This window comes from Henriciella mobilis, from assembly GCF_003576285.1.
In the GTDB taxonomy this organism is placed as follows: Bacteria; Pseudomonadota; Alphaproteobacteria; order Caulobacterales; family Hyphomonadaceae; genus Henriciella; species Henriciella mobilis.
This window is the reverse complement of sequence record NZ_QWFX01000006.1, coordinates 726,485-742,872: the sequence shown is the minus strand read 5'-3', so window position 1 is coordinate 742,872 and position 16,388 is coordinate 726,485. Positions and strand designations below refer to the sequence as shown.

The following is a 16,388-nucleotide window of genomic DNA, read 5'->3' as shown; positions in this document are numbered from 1 at the left end:
CGCCATGCCGGACACTGCCTCCTCACAGCCTGCCCGACGGGGCGTTGATGTCATCAAGGACAATCTCAAGCGCCTGCCCGCAAAGCCGGGCGTCTACCGCATGTTCGGGGCAAAGGATGAGGTGCTCTATGTCGGCAAGGCGCGGAACCTGAAAGCCCGGGTCTCCAACTATGCGCGCCTTGGCGGGCACACCCAGCGCATCGCCGCGATGATCGCGCTGACGGCCCGCATGGAATTCGTCGTCACAGAGACCGAAACCGAAGCGCTGCTGCTGGAAGCAAGCCTGATCAAGTCGCTCAAGCCCCGCTTCAACATCCTGCTGCGGGACGACAAGTCCTTTCCCTACATCCTGATCCGGCGCGACCATGACTATCCTCAGATCCTGAAGTATCGCGGGTCCAAGCAGGATCGCGGCGACTATTTCGGGCCCTTTGCCAGCGCGGGCGCCGTCACAAGGACGCTCGATACGCTGCAGAAAGCATTCCTTTTAAGAACCTGCGAGGACAGCGTCTTCTCGGTCCGCTCCCGGCCCTGCATGCTGCATCAGATCAAGCGCTGCTCTGCCCCTTGTGTCGGAAAAGTCAGCGAGGCGGAATACACCCAGCTCGCCAACCAGGCGGCCGACTTCCTCAAAGGCAAGAGCGGCGACCTGCAGGCCGAACTCGCCAGGGACATGGAAGCGGCGGCCGAGGCGATGGACTTCGAACGCGCCGCCAGCCTGCGCGACCGCATTCGCGCGCTGGCCCATGTGCGCGCCCAGCAGGACGTCAACCCGGACGGCATCGAAGAGGCAGACATCTTCGCCATCGCCATGGAGGGAGGTCAGTCGGCCGTGCAGGTCTTCTTCATCCGCGCTGGCCAGAACTGGGGCGCGACAATTCACTTCCCCCGTCACGAGAAGGAAGAGACAGCCGGCGAGATTCTCTCTGCCTTCCTGGTGCAATTCTACGACAAGCGCCCGCCGCCCCGGCTGATCCTCACCAATGAGGTGCCCGACCAGGATACGCTGATCGCCGAAGCGCTGGAGCTGAAGGCCGGCCGCAAGATCGAGATCCGCACGCCGCAGCGCGGCGACAAGCGCGAACTGGTCGCCCAGGCAAGCCGCAATGCCAGCGAGGCCCTGTCGCGCAAGCTCTCCGAGACCGCCAGCCAGCAGCGCCTGCTGAAGGACCTCGCCAAGGCCTTCGACCTCAAGGACATGCCAAAACGCATCGAGGTCTACGACAACAGCCACATCCAGGGCTCGAATGCCGTCGGCGGCATGGTGGTCGCCGGCCCGGAGGGGTTCATCAAGGGCCAGTACCGGAAGTTCAACATCAAGGACACAGCGCTCGAGCCGGGCGATGATTACGGCATGATGCGGGAAGTCATGCGGCGCCGTTTCAAGCGCCTCCTGAAGGAGGCCGATGAGGCCGGCCTGCCCATGCAAGAGCTGGAAACCTATCCTGATCTTGTCCTGATCGATGGCGGCCTCGGCCAGCTCAGCGCGACGCTGGAAACGCTCGATGAGCTGGGCCTCGGGCCGGACGACATCACGCTGGTCTCCATCGCGAAAGGCCCGGACCGGAATGCCGGGCGCGAGAAATTCTTCAGGCCCGGCAAGGCGCCCTTCACCCTGCCGCCGGACACGCCCGTCCTCTACTATCTCCAGCGCCTGCGCGACGAAGCCCACCGCTGGGCCATCGGCACGCATCGCTCGAAGCGGTCCGCCGATATCCGCACCTCGCCGCTGGATGAGATCGAAGGCATTGGCCCGACACGCAAGAAAGCCTTGCTGCACCACTTCGGGTCTGCGAAGGGCGTATCGCGGGCAAAGCTTGTCGATCTGGAAGCCGTGGAGGGCATCAATCGCGCGCTCGCCGAGAAGATCTACGGGCACTTCAATGGGGGCTAGCCGCCTATGTCTCTGAAATGGTTGCCGAACGCCGTAACGGTGCTGAGATGCGTTCTGGCGATCATTGTCGGCTATGCGATCCTCGATACACACAAGGACGCGCTGGCCGGGCGTGAGCATGGCGTCTGGCTGTTCCTGCCCTTCGCCCTGTTCGTGATCACCGCTGCGACAGACTGGCTCGATGGTGTGCTGGCCCGCCGTCTGGATGCAGAGTCCAAATTCGGGGCCCGTCTCGACCCGATTGCCGACAAGCTGCTCGCCGCGTCATCCCTGCTGGCGCTATCCCACCTGGAGCACTGGGCCTGGTATCTCATGCTGCCGACCGTCGCGATTGTCGGGCGTGATTTCATGATGACGGCCATGCGCGAGGCGCTGGGCAACCCGCCTGGCCTGAAAGTCTCGAAAGCGGCGAAGTGGAAAACGGCTATCGTGTTGACGGCCATCGGCCTCGTCCTGTTCAGCATGGCGGCGAGCTATTTTGCCTATGACGCCGATCCCTATTCCATCGCATGGCTCGCTTCGCGCGGGCCGTTGCTACTGGGACTGCTCGGCATCTGGGTGGCCGCCATCCTGTCAGTGATCACCGCCATCGACTACGTCCAGGCCAGCAGCTGATGCGGGCTGGCCGCTGCGTTTGCCGCAGCCTCGAGCGCTGTTGCTCCGTTGCCGGACCATGTATTTCTTCCTACCCAAAGGGATATCCTGATTTCGTGGTTGTGGAGCACGCCCCGTGAAACTGAAGCATTTCCTGATAATCCTGATGGCCGCCATGCTGGGCGCCGCTGCCCCGGCACACGCTGAGCGGGAAAGCTCAGATACCGCCGCACCGGAATCACCCATGAGCGACGAAGACCGCCTGATGGACGCGTTCCAGAACGACGTTCTCGCGCCAACGATTGCGCCCGAAGGGTACGACGTGACCATCGTCATGTTCACCGACTATCAGTGCGGTTACTGCAAGAAGATGTACCTTACCCTCCAGACCATGCTGGCCGAGGATCAGAAGGTCCGCCTTGTCTATCGCGACTGGCCGATTTTCGGCGGCGGCTCCGAACAAGCGGCCCGCGCGGCCATCGCCTCTCAGTTCCAGGGCAAGTACGAAGCCTTCAATGACGCGCTGATGAAGACGTCAGGCAAGATCGGCAAGGCGCAGATAAGGAAAGCCGCCGAGAAAGCAGGCGTCGACTGGGAGCAGCTGCAGAAGGATCTCGTCGATAATGCGAGCGAGATCAGCGCGCTTCTGAAGCGCAACGAAATGCAGGCGACCCTGCTTGGGTTCACCGGGACTCCTGGGCTGCTGGTTGGCTCCTATCCAATTGGCGGGGCCATGGACCTTGAAAATCTGGAAAAGGTTGTCCGCGAAGCACGGCGGCTCAACAAGCGCGGCAACAACTGACCTCACCAGTGGCCGTCATTCGGCCCGCCCGCGAACACTTCTGCCAGCCGGCGCTTCGTACCCGGCGTCGCATCGCCGGGCGGGAACAGCGGGTTGACCCAGAGCGCCTCGGAAATCTCGCCTGCACAGTCGGTCTCGCATTCACGCCAGCCGCCGGCCGGGATGCGGAACAGGACGACATGATCGTTCCGGAACACCCTGTGATTGGAATAGATGCCGACCATCTCCGGGTCGCTGTGAGGCCGCACACCCGCCTCTTCGGCCAGTTCGCGAATGAGGGCCTGCATTACCGTTTCGCCGCGCTCGACGCCCCCGCCAGGCAGATACAGACCCCGCGTGTAGGTATGGCGAACCAGCAGGACCTCACCCGATTCATTCTCCACGATTCCGCGCGCGCCCAGCGTCATCGGGCGTGAAAACCTGAACCAGGCCTGGAAAATACGGGTTCGAATCCTGGGCACGCGAAGCAACTCCGGTGAAATCGGCTCTCGCCAAAGGCTGAAACACAGTCTATCAAGCGCCGCAATGATTTGAATTCTGGGGAGCCGGGAATGTTTGCAGTGATCGCAATCGGCGTGACTGTCGCCATATTTGGTCTGCTTAACCTGATCGATTATCGCCGTCTGGACTAGGATGAACTTAGGTGCCATTTGCCTGAAGCTGGACTTCTAGCTGCACTCATTGGCGGCCTTGTCATTCTCGCCCTGGCCGGTGACTTCCTTGTCAACGGCGCAGTTTCCCTTGCCCGTCGTATCGGCATTTCGCCGCTTGTCGCCGGCATACTGATTGTCGGCTTCGGCACGTCTGCGCCGGAAATGGTCGTCTCGCTGGATGCGTCCCTGCAGGGCAATCCATCGCTGGCGCTCGGCAATATCGTCGGCTCGAACATTGCGAATGTGTGGCTGGTCCTGGCCGCCCCGGCGCTGATCATGCCGATCGCGGTGCGCCAGTTCGGCCTGCGCCGCTCATACTGGATCATGCTGGGCGCGACCGCGGCCTGGATCGCATGGACGGCCTTCTATCCGCTGACACCTCTATTCGGCATCGGCTTGCTGGCCGGCCTCGCCCTCTATTCGGTGCTGATGCTGTGGTGGACATCCGACGCCCTCAGAAAGGGCATCGATGTCGGCCTCGAAGACGATGACGACCCGCAGGGCACCTTCGCCATGATCGTCAGCCTCGTCGTCGGCATCGTTGGCCTGCCGCTCGGTGCACACCTGATGGTGGAAGGCGGCGTCGGGATTGCCCGTCAGTATGAGGTGCCGGAAGAAATAATCGGCCTGACGCTGCTCGCTATCGGGACATCCCTGCCGGAACTCGGCGCCGGACTTGCCGCCGTTCTGCGCCGGCGCGGCGATGTTATCATCGGCAATGTCATCGGCTCCAACATCTTCAACCTTCTGGGCGCAGGCGCCATCATCTCCTTTTTCGGCCCGATCGATCTGGCGCCGACCTTCATCCAGTTCGATCACTGGGCCATGGCAGCCGCCGCGATCACGCTTGGCCTCTTCGTGCTGCCGCGCGGCAGGATTACCCGCCTCGCCGCCCTTGCCATCGCGCTCGTCTATTGCATCTACCTCTACGGACTGGTGAATGGCTGGAACATGACCGGCGAAGTGGAACGTCTGATCGGTGGCTAGGGAACTGTCAGCAAGGCGCGCCCTGATTACGGGTGCAGGCAAGCGTATCGGCCGCGCACTGGCCGAGGCGCTGGGCGAGGATGGCTGGTCGGTTGCCGTACACTACCGTTCATCGGCCAAGGGCGCCGCAGACACCGCGGCCGCCATCGAAGCGGCGGGAGGCACCGCGGCGATTGTCCAGGGCGACCTGAGCGACGAGAAGGACCTGCGAGCCATCGTTCCGGCTGCCGCTGAAGTGCTTGGCGGACCGCTGACGCTCCTGGTCAATTCCGCCTCGACCTTTGAGGCCGATACCGCCCGCGACCATGACCGCCAGACCTGGGACCTGCATTTCGACGCAAACCTGCGCGCGCCCATCGCGCTGGCGCAGGCTTTCGCCAATGCCCTGCCAAAGGACCAGAACGGGTTGGTCATCAATCTGATCGACCAGCGCGTCTGGAAGCTGAACCCGCAATTCTTCACCTACACGCTGTCCAAGGCGGCGCTCTACACGGCAACGAAGACGCTGGCACAGGCGCTTGCCCCCAATATCCGGGTGAATGGCATCGGGCCTGGCCCGACGCTCAAGAGCGTCCATCAGAGCGAGGAAGAGTTCGAGGCCGAGCGCCGGGCAACGCTGACCGAAGACGGTTCGCGCCCTGAAGAGATCGTCCGCGCCATGCGCTACCTGATCGCGGCCGACAGCGTAACCGGCCAGATGATCGCGCCCGATGGCGGCCAGCACCTGTTATGGCAGACCCCGGACACCCAGCTCTGATGGATTTCTCGTCTGACACAGCCGCCCCGGCCCACCCGTCGGTGCTCGAAGCTTTGGCAAAAGCCAATGAAGGGCCCGCTGCGAGCTATGGCAATGACGCGGTCACCGCAGAGCTCCGCGGCGTGCTGGAGAATGTGCTGGAAACCGAGGATTTCGATTTCTGGCTCTGTGCATCGGGCACCGCATCGAACGCGCTCGCCCTGTCCTGTTTCTGCCCGCCAACCGGCGCGGTGCTCTGTCATGCCGGGGCGCATATCGCCGTCGACGAACGCGGCGCGCCGGAATTCTTCTCGGGCGGCGGCAAGCTGCAGCTGCTCGGCGGCCCGCAGGGACAGATCAGCGAAGACGCGCTTCGCGATGCGCTCGCCCGGATCAATCATGACTTCGTGCATGAGACGCCGGCGCATGTCCTGTCGCTGACCAATCTCACCGAAAACGGCACCGCCTACCCGGCCGAAACGGTTCGCCACTATGCCGCGCTCGCCCATGAGACCGGGCTGGATGTGCATCTCGACGGCGCCCGGCTGGCCAACGCGCTGGTCCATACAGGCGCAACACCAGCCCAGATGAGCTGGAAGGCTGGCGTGGACGTGCTCTGCCTTGGCCTGACCAAGACCGGCGCCATTGGCTGCGAGATCATCATCCTGTTCGGCGGTGCCCGGAAGAAATTCGCCGAGCTGAAGGCCCGCGCGAAGCGGTCGGGCCATATGCCGCCAAAAATGCGCTTCCTAGCCGCCCAGGCGCTTGCCATGTTCGAGGATGGCCTGTGGCTGGACCTTGCCGCAACCGCCAACCAGCGCGCCCGGCAGGTCGCTGACGTGCTGTGCCGCAAGCCATCGACCGAACTGACCCAGCCGGTTCACGGCAATGAAGTCTTCGTCCGGCTGGATGACGACCTCGTCCGGCGCATGCGCGATGCCGGCGCCACCTTCTATCCCTGGCCGGATGGAAGCTATCGCCTCGTCACCAGCTGGAACACGCCGCAGGACACCATCGACGCCCTGTCAGGCCTTGTCGACTAGGGCGAGCGATGCCTTCGATCGGGGGAAAACCGGCCTACTCAGCCTCGATCTTGCGGCGTCCGAGCAGGCGCAGCGTGGCGTTCCGCCCTGTGCGCAGGACAGGATAGATCAGCGCGGCCCGCTTCGGTGAGCGGAAGACCCAGCCATTGAACCGGCTGAACACGCCCTTCGGCGCGCTGAGCAGCGACAGCGCATGCACGCAGTCATGGCCGTGATACATCTTGCCCGACAGCTTCAGCACCATGCCCTCATTGAGGTCGAGGCCTTCACGCTCGACTTCTTCAACCTCGGCCCCGCCATCGCGCGCATTGACGAGGCGCAGCGGGCCGACAGCTTCCCGGATGCGCAAGAGCTGGACATAGCGACTGCAGAACGGGCAGTCGCCGTCATAGACCAGCCAGTTACCGGCGGCTGCAGGCGCCGCTTCCGTTTCCGGTTCTGTCGCTAGTGCAGACAATAGGATAGCTCCCCTTTGAAGACCGGCCGCAGATGGACCAGCTTGGCCTCGAGCAGCGGCAGCGGCTTGTCGAGGTCCGTATCGGCATTGTCGCTCGCCCCGCTGCGGAAGGTGCGCTCCTCACCATTACGGATATAGGTGATCTCCAGATCATCGGCCTTGAGATTGCTGACCGTGCGGCGGAACTCGAAGTACGGAATGTAGACATCGAACTCCTGGCCGACAAAGCCATAGCGGGCCGGGTGGGTCCTGAGCTTCTGGATATCCGGGTGGCTCGCATCCACGATCTCGACCAGGTCGTCCTGGAAGCTGAATATCGGCACGACCGGCATGAAGAGGTGGTTGTTCACCCCGCCCTCGGTCCGCATGTTGCTGTACATGGCCACGTTCGACTCCGTCTTCAGGCCAATATAGGGCGAAGCGGAGTTCATGACGACCAGGACCAGCGCAACCCAGAGCAGGCCGGGCTTCGGCGTCCAGAACGGCGTGGCGCCGGTGCCTTTGAAAAGACCGTGCCGCAGATGCTCCGAGAAGACGGCCAGCATCAGCAGTGTGCACAGCACGCCCGTCCACATCAGCCAGATCCAGCTCGGCTTAAGCACGACAATGCTGGCGAGCAGGAGCGCCGCCGCAGCCGAGAAGACCAGCGAACCCGGCGCCCAGGGCAGGATCTTCGCGCGGACATCATCCAGCCGGTCGAACAGGGCCTGCAGGAAGTCCTTGAAGGTCGGCATCGCGACCAGAACGTAGAGCGAGAGCATGAAGGACGAGAACGGCCAGTGCCCCATCAGGCCCAGCAGGACGTGGAACGGCACGCCAAAATAAAAGGCGGCCAGCCGCGTGCGCCGGAAGGCGAGCATGATTGGCAGGGCCGTCTCGGCAATGATGAAGAACCAGAAGAAGAACTCCACGCTGAACATGGAGAGCGGCCCGGAAATGAGCGCGCGGTTCGACTGGGCCTCCTCGATCATGCCCGACAGGCAGCTGATATCGAGGTCGAAAAAGCCTTCATTCAGCTTCGAGATGATGATCGACAGGTACATGAAGGCGAAGATTGCCCCGCAGACCGGCGCGAATTTCACGAACCACGTCTCCGCTGTCTGCCGGCTGAACTGCGCTCGCGAATTCATGTAGCGGAAGGCAATCATTGCGAAGGCCGCGAGCATGGTCAGCGACATGAAGGTATCGATGAAGACGTGGTTCACCACGAATGGCCACTGCGACACAAAATAGGTGACGCTGGCGATGACCATCGGCACGAACAGGAAGAGGCGGCCCGGAAAAACGAAGACGGCAATGGCCAGGGCCGCAAAAATGTAGCCGAGCACCAGGCCTTCGCTGGCCCAGTGATTGAAGAAGACCAGCTGGACGAGGCTCTGCGCCGCCCAGACATGCGAAAAGATCGTAAGCGAGTCCGGCCTGGCGGCGGCATGGCCAGCCCCAGACACATTGATAGCGTCAGTCACAGTTAGGTCCCCACCCATCTGCTATGTTGTCCCTTGATGGAACGGGCTTTTCCGCACGTCTCACCGTCTTACAGTTTATTAATTTTCGCGGTTGCCGTCAACGAATCTTTCCGCGGTCAACACTTGCATCCCGTAGCGCGAATCGCGCTTTTGAATGCGCCTCACGCGTGTGCGGAACTCGTCTGAGACGGCTTCGCCGGGACGTTGCCGCAAGTGTCGGCCAAGGGGAGAAAATGGTGGGCGGTACTGGGATCGAACCAGTGACCCCTACGATGTCAACGTAGTGCTCTACCGCTGAGCTAACCGCCCATCCGTTCGGAAGCGGCCCTAATCGGGCAGAGACGGACTGAAGTCAAGTGTGCAAGCGCTGTGAATGTCAGGCCGCGATGACGCGGTCCACTTCTTCCACGAGTTCACGCAGGTGGAAGGGCTTGGACAGGATCTTCGCGCCGGCCGGTGTCGGCGTTCCGGAGGCGAGGGCGACGGCCGCGAATCCCGTAATGAAGACGATCTTCATGGCCGGATCGAGCTCGGCACCACGACGGGCCAGTTCGATTCCGTCAATGCCTGGCATCACGATGTCGGTCAGCAGGAGATCGAACACTTCACGCTCGAGCGCGGCGAGCGCCGTCTCGCCATCCTCGAAGTCCTGGACATCATGCCCGGCCCGCTTCAGGGACGCGGCCAGGAAGGTGCGCATCATTTCATCGTCTTCAGCCAGCAGAATTTTGCTCATAATCCCCGGTCCCCGGATATCGCGACGTCTCATGATTCCACAGAGCACGCTTCGGGTAAATTACGCGTGAACATCACTGCCGAGCTTGACCTTTATCCGAAATAATCAACCATCAGCGCCGATGAGCATCGTCGAACGCGAAACCGGAGCCGGCCAGGAAGCGGCTGGAACTGTCCCGCCTTTCCGGCTGGAGCGGCCCGAGCGTATCGATGCGCCGCTGCTGATCGCTTCGCCGCACAGCGGCCATCACTATCCCGAAAGCCTGCTGAAGAACCTTCGCGTTCCGCTGCTCGACCTGCGCCGGACAGAAGATGCATTTGTCGACCAGCTGGTCGCCCGTGCGCCGGCCCTCGGTGCAACACTGCTGACCGCAAACTATTCGCGCGCCTATCTCGACCTCAACCGCGATCCGCGTGAACTGGACCCGGAAATGTTCGACGGCGAGCCGCCCGGTCCGGTCGCGCCGGCGACCGCAAGGGTTCAGGCCGGGCTCGGTTGCATGCCCAAAATCGGGGCAGCAGGTGACAGTATTTATGCAAAAAAGCTTAGCACCGATGATGGACGCACACGCCTGGAGGGTATTCACGCGCCCTATCACCAGACGTTGAAGCAGGAAATTGCTGCGCTGCATCAGCAATTTGGTAGCGCTATCCTCCTCGATCTCCATTCCATGCCCTCGCGTCAACCGGGGCGTCGTTCCCTGCCCGACATCGTTCTCGGAGACCGGTTCGGATCGAGTTGCGCAAGCCAGCTGACTAGCCTTGTCGAGCGCACTTGCCGCAAGCTCGGCATGAGCGTCACCCGCAACGCACCCTATGCGGGCGGCTATACGACAAGGCTCTATGGAAGACCCAAGAGACACGTGCACGCATTACAGATCGAAGTGAATCGCAGCCTGTACATGGATGAGGCATCGGTCGAGCTTCTGCCCGCTGCAGAGGGGCTGAAAGAGAAGCTTGAAACCCTGATCGAAGAGGTCTGCGCGCTGGCCATCCGGCTGCGGCCTTGAGCGACATTTCCCCGCCAGATAAAAAAAGGGCCGTGCCAAAGCGGCACGGCCAATAAGGTAAAGGGAGGAAACGCCAGAAGGCGTTAGCACCGCAGTGCTGTTACCTACAATATTGTGCGGCGCACAAAATGCAAGTGCCAAATGTGCAATCCCTGCAAAAATGCATGCGACAAGCTGGCACAACATGTCCGGCACGGAGCTTGCTCTCCCCGTTCCCCAGACTGTTCAAACCGGGACTCGGGTCCGGAAGCTAGGGGAGCCGCACATGACGGACACGACGGATCTGCACGTAGGCAAGAGATTGCGCCGGCGTCGCAGATTGCTGGGACTAACGCAGCAGGAACTCGCAAGCCAGGTTGGCGTGCGTTTTCAACAAATCCAGAAATATGAGTGCGGCGCCAACCGCATGACCTCTTCCAGGCTGTATGACCTGGCGAAGGCCCTGAACGTCGCTGTTCAGTATTTCTTCGACGGCATGGAGGGCGACGACCTGCTCGCGGCCAACGATGCCGAACGGCTCGACGGGGACATTCTGAGCCAGAAGGAAACGCTGGAACTGGTTCGCGCCTATTACCGGCTCGGTGAGCGTCCGCGCCGCCGCCTGCTGGACCTCGCCAAGGCGCTGGAAAGCGACCAGAACGACTCCGGCGCTGCCTGATGCTGTCTTGACGCTGACGGGCGGCTGGCCCAAAGCCGCTCTTCATGCAGACAGGTTTCGACGAAACAGCCTCACTTGATCTGGCCAGGCGGCTCGCACGAGCGGCCTGGTCTGCGATTCAGCCCCACTTCCGCGCGAGTGTTGCGACTGAGAACAAGGGCGGCCGGGGCGCGTCCTACGATCCGGTTACGATTGCCGACAAGGCCGCCGAACAGGCCATCCGCGACATTCTCTCCGCCGAGCGTCCCGATGACGGCATCGATGGCGAGGAATTCGGCCGCCACGAAGGCCCGTCCGGCTGGACGTGGCTGATCGATCCGATCGACGGCACCCGCGCCTTCATCGCCGGACTACCCGTCTGGACGACCCTCATCGCGCTGGTCGACCCGGAGGGCAATCCTGTCCTCGGCATGATTGACCAGCCCTTTCTGGGGGAACGCTATGTCGGCTCGCCGGCGGGCACCTTCCTGGAAACGGCCACCACACGCACCCAGCTTCGCGTCTCCGAATGCAACGACCTTCGCGACGCCATCATCGCGACCACTGACCCCTTCATCATGACCCCGGCCGAACAGGGCGCCTGGACGCATCTGCGCCACACCGCCCGCGTCTCGCGCTATGGCCTCGACGCCTACGCCTATGCGCGCCTTGCCAGCGGTTCGGTCGACCTCGTCTGCGAGACCGGGTTGCAGGCCCATGACGTTGCCGCGCTGATCCCGGTTGTGCGGGGCGCGGGCGGGATTGCCCGTGACTGGCGCGGAAACGAGGCGAAGCTAGGCTCGCAGATCGCCTGCGCCGCCAGCGAGCCGCTCTTCGAGCAGGCGCTGATCTCCCTGCGCCGGTCGGCCCTCTGATCGCGGCTGAATGCTCGCTGGTCACAGCGGTGAGATTCGCGCTACATAGGGCGATATGACCGAGACCAGCAATTCCCTCGTCCACCGCAAGCTGCCGAGCAAGGCCTGGCCGAACAAGTGGAAGATTTCCAATATCATCGACGGCCGCGCCCTGCGGGTGAAGCTGACGACGACCTTCCTCGACAATCTCGGCGATGAGCAGGCCGCCCGCAAGGAAGTGCTGAACCACCTGCACGGCGCCCTCTTCCGTGGGCGGATGATCGCGCAGGAACGCCTGCAGCAGGGGGCAGACGGTCTCGATACCGCGCGGCTGCTGGCAGCGGTGCAGGATGAGGTCCTGCATGCGCTGTACGATTATGTGACGGTTCACGTGCACCGGGCCCGCAATCCCACCGAAGGCGAACGGCTCGCCGTCTTCGCCACGGGTGGTTATGGGCGCGGCGTCCTCGCGCCATCGAGCGATATCGACCTGCTCTTCATCCGTCCCTACAAGGCCTCCGCCCATGCCGAGAGCGTGATCGAATACATGCTCTATGCCATCTGGGACATGGGGCTAAAAGTCGGCCATGCCTTCCGCACGCCGGAAGAATGCATCCGCCTGTCGAAGCAGGACGTGACGATCAAGACCTCGCTGCTCGATTCGCGCTTCCTGTTCGGCGATGAGGATCTTGCCCGCGAAACCGAAGAGAAATTCCGCGAGCAGGCGATCGAAGGACACCAGGCCGAATTCATCGCCGACAAGCTGGCCGAACGCGATGCGCGCCATGCCAAGCAGGGCAATAGCCGTTATGTCGTCGAGCCGAATGTGAAAGAAGGCAAGGGCGGGCTGCGCGACCTGCAGACGCTGTTCTGGATCACCAAGCACCTCTATGGCGGCGAATCGCTGGAAGAGGTGATGGAAAATGGTCCGTTCACCTCGCATGAGGAGACGGTCTTCAACCGCGCCGCGCGCTTCCTCTGGACGGTGCGCTGTCACCTGCATTACCTCACCGGCCGCGCCGAGGAGCGTCTCAGCTTCGACATGCAGCCGGAAATCGCCTCCCGCATGGGCTACCGCGACCGGTCCGGCCAGCTCGGCGTCGAGCGCTTCATGAAGCACTATTTCCTCGTCGCCAAGGATGTCGGCAACCTGACACGCATCCTCGCCGCCAAGCTTGAAGCCGAACAGATCAAGAAGCCCGAGGGCTGGCGCCGCTTCATCCCCGCCGGAGCGCCCAAGCCGCTCGCCCAGGAGGGGTTCGTCATCGATGGCGGGCGCATCAACGTCACGGGCGTGCAGGTCTTCGACAAGCATCCGGAAAACCTGATCCGCCTGTTCGCGATTGCCGACGAGACCGCCTACGACATCCATCCCGACGCGATGACGATGGCGGCGCGCAAATCGAAGCTGATCAATCCGAAGACACGCCTCAATCCGGCGATGCGCGACGCCTTCCTCAACCTGCTGGTCGACGGCACGGATCCGGGCCTTGCCCTGCGGCGGATGAACGATGCCGATGTGCTCGGCCGGTTCCTGCCGGAATTTGGCGGCATTGTCGCGCAGACCCAGTTCAACATGTACCACCACTTCACGGTGGACGAGCACACGATCCGCGCGGTCGAGTACATTGCCGAGATGGACCGCAAGGGCGGCGAAGGGTTCGAACTGGCCCACCGCCTGTTCCAGAAGATCGACAACAAGCTTGTGCTCTACCTGGCCATGCTGCTGCACGATACCGGCAAGGGCCATGGCGACCAGCAGGTCGAGGGCATGAAGACCTCCACTCAGGCTGGCAAGCGGCTTGGTCTGCCGGATGCAGAGGTGGACCTGATCGCCTGGCTGGTCGGCCACCATCTCGAAATGAGCGAGACCGCCCAGAAGCGCGACATTGCCGATCCGAGCACGATTGTCCGCTTCGCCGCCCTGGTCGGGTCGGTCGAGCGCCTGCGCCTGCTCTACATCCTGACGATTGCGGATATTCGCGCGGTTGGCCCCGGCATCTGGAACGCCTGGAAGGGTCAACTGCTGGAAGACCTCTACCATAATACCGAAGCGGCCCTGCGCGGCGGACGCACGGACGAGCGCAGCGTAGCCCGCGAACTGGCCGGACGCGCCACAATCAATCGCGAAGCCCTGATGAACCGCGTCGGCCAGATCCCTGAAGTAATGCAGGAGATGGACCCGTCCTACTGGACAGGTTTCGATGTCGACGTGCTGGAGGACCATGCCCGCAAGCTGGCAGAGGGCGAAACGCCAGTCATCTCGGCCAAGGTGCGCGAGGATGGCGGCGGGGTGTCACTGCTGGTCGCCGGCCATGACCGGCTCGGCCTGTTCGCCAAGCTGGCCGGGACGATCGCCGCGCAGGGCGCCAACGTCGTCTCCGCGCAGGTCTATACCGGCCCATCCGGCTTCATCGTTGACGTCTTCATCCTGCAGGACGGCAAGGGCGGGGTCTTCGCGGCCGGCGATCCGGGCCGGCTGGCGCGTCTTGAAGAAGAAGTGCGCCGCGTCTTCACCAGCGATGCGCCGATCAAGGCGATCCCGAACAGCTCGTCACGGCGCGAAGCGGCTTTTCTCGTCATTCCGCAGGTCAAGATCGATGACTCGGTTTCCTCCGACTATACCGTCATCGACATTGCAGGGCGCGACCGGCCTGGCCTGTTGCATGACGTGGCGGGCGTCCTCGCTGAAGAGAACATCTCCATACACTCGGCGCATGTCGGCAGCTATGGCGAGCGCGTCTTCGATGCGTTCTATGTCCAACTGCCCGAAAATTATGACGATGCCCGCAAGGAATCACTGCAGGAGCAACTTCTCGCCGTACTCAAGCGCGATGAACCGGATGCGCCGCGCACACCTGCGCGCAGCCTGAAACAGGCCAACGCCGCCGACAGTTTCTGATCGGCCTCGGAACAGGGAACGCCGCCAGTCCATGAGTGTCCTGCGCAACACGCTGACCCAGTCGACATGGACGCTCGGCAGCCGGCTCCTCGGGTTCCTGCGCGATGTGGTCATCCTCGCCAAGCTTGGCGCAGGGCCAGTTGCCGACGCTTTCTTCACGGCGCTGATGTTCCCGAACCTGTTCCGCCGCGTCTTCGCCGAAGGCGCGTTTGCGCAGGCATTCGTGCCGGCCTATTCGCGCACGCTTGAGGCCGAGGGGCCGGAAGCGGCCGAAAAGCTGGCGGAGGAGACGCTGCGCGGCCTGTTTGCCGTGACGGCTTTTCTTGTCGTCATTGCGCAGGTGGCCATGCCATGGATCATGATCCTGCTGCATGGCGGCTATCGCAATGACCCTGTGCATTTCCCGCTGGCGATCCTGCTGACCCAGATCACCATGCCGTACCTGTCCTTCATGGCGCTTGCGGCGCTTTTGTCGGGCGTCCTGAATTCCGGCGGCAGGTTCGCCATGTCGGCGGCTGCGCCGACCCTGCTGAATTTTTCCCTTCTCATCGGCGCCTTTATCGGCGGCAACAATTACGAGATTGCGCGCTCGCTCGCGGTCGCTGTCTCGGTGGCCGGCCTCCTGCAGGTCATCCTGCTCTGGTATGGAGTCTCGCGCCAGAAAATCCGGCTGCGGCTTGGCTTTCCGAAGCTGACCCCCGGCGTAAAACGGGTGGCAGCCCTGGCCGTGCCCGGCACGATCGCCGCCTCCGGCATGCAGATCAACATCCTCGTCAGCCAGGCCCTCGCCAGTTTCGAGACCGGCGCCAAGACATGGCTCTATTCCGCCGACCGCCTCTACCAGCTGCCGCTCGGCCTCGTTGGTGTTGCGGTCGGGCTTGCCATCCTGCCGCGCCTTGCCCGTGCGGCGCGCTCGGACGACCAGGTGCAGAGCCAGTCGGTGATGGACAATGGCGTCGGCCTCGCCATGGCGCTGACCGTGCCGGCCGCCGCCGCGCTGATGGCCGCCCCCTTCCTCTTTGTCGACAGCTTCTTCACGCGCGGGGATTTCACCTCCGCCGACGCGCATCAGACGGCCCGCGCACTTTTCCACTTTGGTTGGGGCGTGCCGGCCTTCGTGCTGATCAAGGTGCTCGCGCCCGGCTTTTTCGCCCGCGAGGACACAAAGACGCCGATGGCCTATTCGCTTGTCTCGGTGGGTGTGAACACCGTGCTCGGGGCGAGTCTTTTCTTCTTCCTCAAGTCCCAGGGCATGGACGGCTTTCCGGGCCTTGCCATTGCGACCAGCACGGCGGCCTGGGTGAATGCAGGCCTGCTCTTCCTTGGCCTCGGGCGGCGCAACTGGTATGCGCCGGGGGCACCGCTGCTCCGCCGGCTGGCTTCGGTACTGGCGGCATCAGCTGCGCTCGCTGCCCTGCTCTGGTATCTCGCGGCCCGCACCGACCTCATTGCGAGCTATACGCTGGACTCGAAATTCCTCGCCGCCGTCGTCATCGGCTTTACCGGCCTGTTCGCCTATGGCGTCTTCGCCCTCGTCTTCGGCGCCATCCGGCCAAGCGAACTGAAACCCGCCCGCAAAGGCTGAGCGCAATCGGGGGCTAGGCGTATCGGGGCGCTT

General features: G+C 63.0%; 15 protein-coding genes and 1 tRNA gene. 11 read left to right on the top strand and 5 right to left on the bottom strand.

The window, feature by feature from the left end; all coding sequences use genetic code 11:
* The first annotated feature begins 4 nt into the window (after positions 1-4).
* The 3 genes from uvrC to D1223_RS08490 all read left to right on the top strand — a co-directional run bounded on the left by uvrC (position 5) and on the right by D1223_RS08490 (position 3,290).
* On the top strand, positions 5-1,894 hold the full coding sequence (uvrC, locus tag D1223_RS08500; protein WP_119375957.1) for an excinuclease ABC subunit UvrC: 1,890 nt from the start codon (positions 5-7) through the stop codon (positions 1,892-1,894).
* Positions 1,895-1,900: 6 nt separating this feature from the next.
* A complete protein-coding gene (locus tag D1223_RS08495; RefSeq protein WP_119375956.1) occupies positions 1,901-2,509 on the top strand; it encodes a CDP-alcohol phosphatidyltransferase family protein in 609 nt (202 codons plus the stop codon).
* Between the two features lie 115 nt (positions 2,510-2,624).
* Positions 2,625-3,290, top strand: coding sequence for a DsbA family protein (locus tag D1223_RS08490; protein WP_119375955.1), 666 nt, complete (start codon positions 2,625-2,627; stop codon positions 3,288-3,290).
* A 2-nt stretch (positions 3,291-3,292) separates the two neighbouring features.
* Here the strand turns inward: D1223_RS08490 and D1223_RS08485 are convergent, their stop codons facing one another.
* Complete coding sequence (locus D1223_RS08485; protein ID WP_233353093.1) at positions 3,293-3,751, bottom strand: NUDIX domain-containing protein; 459 nt, start codon at positions 3,749-3,751, stop codon at positions 3,293-3,295.
* Positions 3,752-3,940: 189 nt separating this feature from the next.
* Here D1223_RS08485 and D1223_RS08480 point away from each other — a divergent pair, with 189 nt between their 5' ends.
* The 3 genes from D1223_RS08480 to D1223_RS08470 are packed head-to-tail and all read left to right on the top strand — an operon-like array spanning position 3,941 to position 6,709.
* The gene (locus D1223_RS08480; protein WP_119375953.1) at positions 3,941-4,930 is read left to right on the top strand and encodes a calcium/sodium antiporter; all 990 of its coding nucleotides are present in this window, start codon (positions 3,941-3,943) and stop codon (positions 4,928-4,930) included.
* Positions 4,923-5,687, top strand: a complete 765-nt coding sequence (locus D1223_RS08475) for an SDR family oxidoreductase (protein ID WP_233353092.1) — start codon at positions 4,923-4,925, stop codon at positions 5,685-5,687. The genes D1223_RS08480 and D1223_RS08475 overlap by 8 nt, the downstream gene beginning before the upstream one ends.
* Complete coding sequence (locus D1223_RS08470) at positions 5,687-6,709, top strand: threonine aldolase family protein (RefSeq protein ID WP_119375952.1); 1,023 nt, start codon at positions 5,687-5,689, stop codon at positions 6,707-6,709. Before D1223_RS08475 ends, D1223_RS08470 begins: the two co-directional genes overlap by 1 nt.
* Before the next feature lie 34 nt (positions 6,710-6,743).
* Here the strand turns inward: D1223_RS08470 and D1223_RS08465 are convergent, their stop codons facing one another.
* The 4 genes from D1223_RS08465 to cpdR form a co-directional block, all read right to left on the bottom strand.
* The gene (locus tag D1223_RS08465; protein ID WP_119375951.1) at positions 6,744-7,166 is read right to left on the bottom strand and encodes a DCC1-like thiol-disulfide oxidoreductase family protein; all 423 of its coding nucleotides are present in this window, start codon (positions 7,164-7,166) and stop codon (positions 6,744-6,746) included.
* Positions 7,154-8,632 carry a hypothetical protein gene (locus D1223_RS08460; protein ID WP_147372729.1) on the bottom strand — a complete coding sequence of 493 codons (1,479 nt, stop codon included), beginning with the start codon at positions 8,630-8,632 and terminating at the stop codon, positions 7,154-7,156. The genes D1223_RS08465 and D1223_RS08460 overlap by 13 nt, the downstream gene beginning before the upstream one ends.
* Positions 8,633-8,866: 234 nt before the next feature.
* Positions 8,867-8,941, bottom strand: a tRNA-Val gene (locus tag D1223_RS08455).
* 67 nt (positions 8,942-9,008) lie between these two features.
* A complete protein-coding gene (gene cpdR / locus D1223_RS08450; RefSeq protein ID WP_119375949.1) occupies positions 9,009-9,368 on the bottom strand; it encodes a cell cycle two-component system response regulator CpdR in 360 nt (119 codons plus the stop codon).
* Between the two features lie 121 nt (positions 9,369-9,489).
* On the opposite strand from cpdR, the gene D1223_RS08445 reads away from it, so the two are divergent.
* The 5 genes from D1223_RS08445 to murJ all read left to right on the top strand — a co-directional run bounded on the left by D1223_RS08445 (position 9,490) and on the right by murJ (position 16,355).
* Positions 9,490-10,377 carry an N-formylglutamate amidohydrolase gene (locus D1223_RS08445; protein ID WP_119375948.1) on the top strand — a complete coding sequence of 296 codons (888 nt, stop codon included), beginning with the start codon at positions 9,490-9,492 and terminating at the stop codon, positions 10,375-10,377.
* Between the two features lie 265 nt (positions 10,378-10,642).
* Entirely contained in the window at positions 10,643-11,035 is a 393-nt protein-coding gene (locus tag D1223_RS08440; protein ID WP_119375947.1) for a helix-turn-helix domain-containing protein, read from the top strand.
* Between the two features lie 44 nt (positions 11,036-11,079).
* On the top strand, positions 11,080-11,889 hold the full coding sequence (locus D1223_RS08435; RefSeq protein WP_119375946.1) for an inositol monophosphatase family protein: 810 nt from the start codon (positions 11,080-11,082) through the stop codon (positions 11,887-11,889).
* A 55-nt stretch (positions 11,890-11,944) separates the two neighbouring features.
* A complete protein-coding gene (locus tag D1223_RS08430) occupies positions 11,945-14,770 on the top strand; it encodes a [protein-PII] uridylyltransferase (protein WP_119375945.1) in 2,826 nt (941 codons plus the stop codon).
* A gap of 31 nt (positions 14,771-14,801) precedes the next feature.
* Positions 14,802-16,355: a murein biosynthesis integral membrane protein MurJ gene (gene murJ, locus D1223_RS08425; RefSeq protein ID WP_119375944.1), complete on the top strand. Its 1,554-nt coding sequence runs from the start codon at positions 14,802-14,804 to the stop codon at positions 16,353-16,355.
* Positions 16,356-16,388 lie beyond the last annotated feature (33 nt).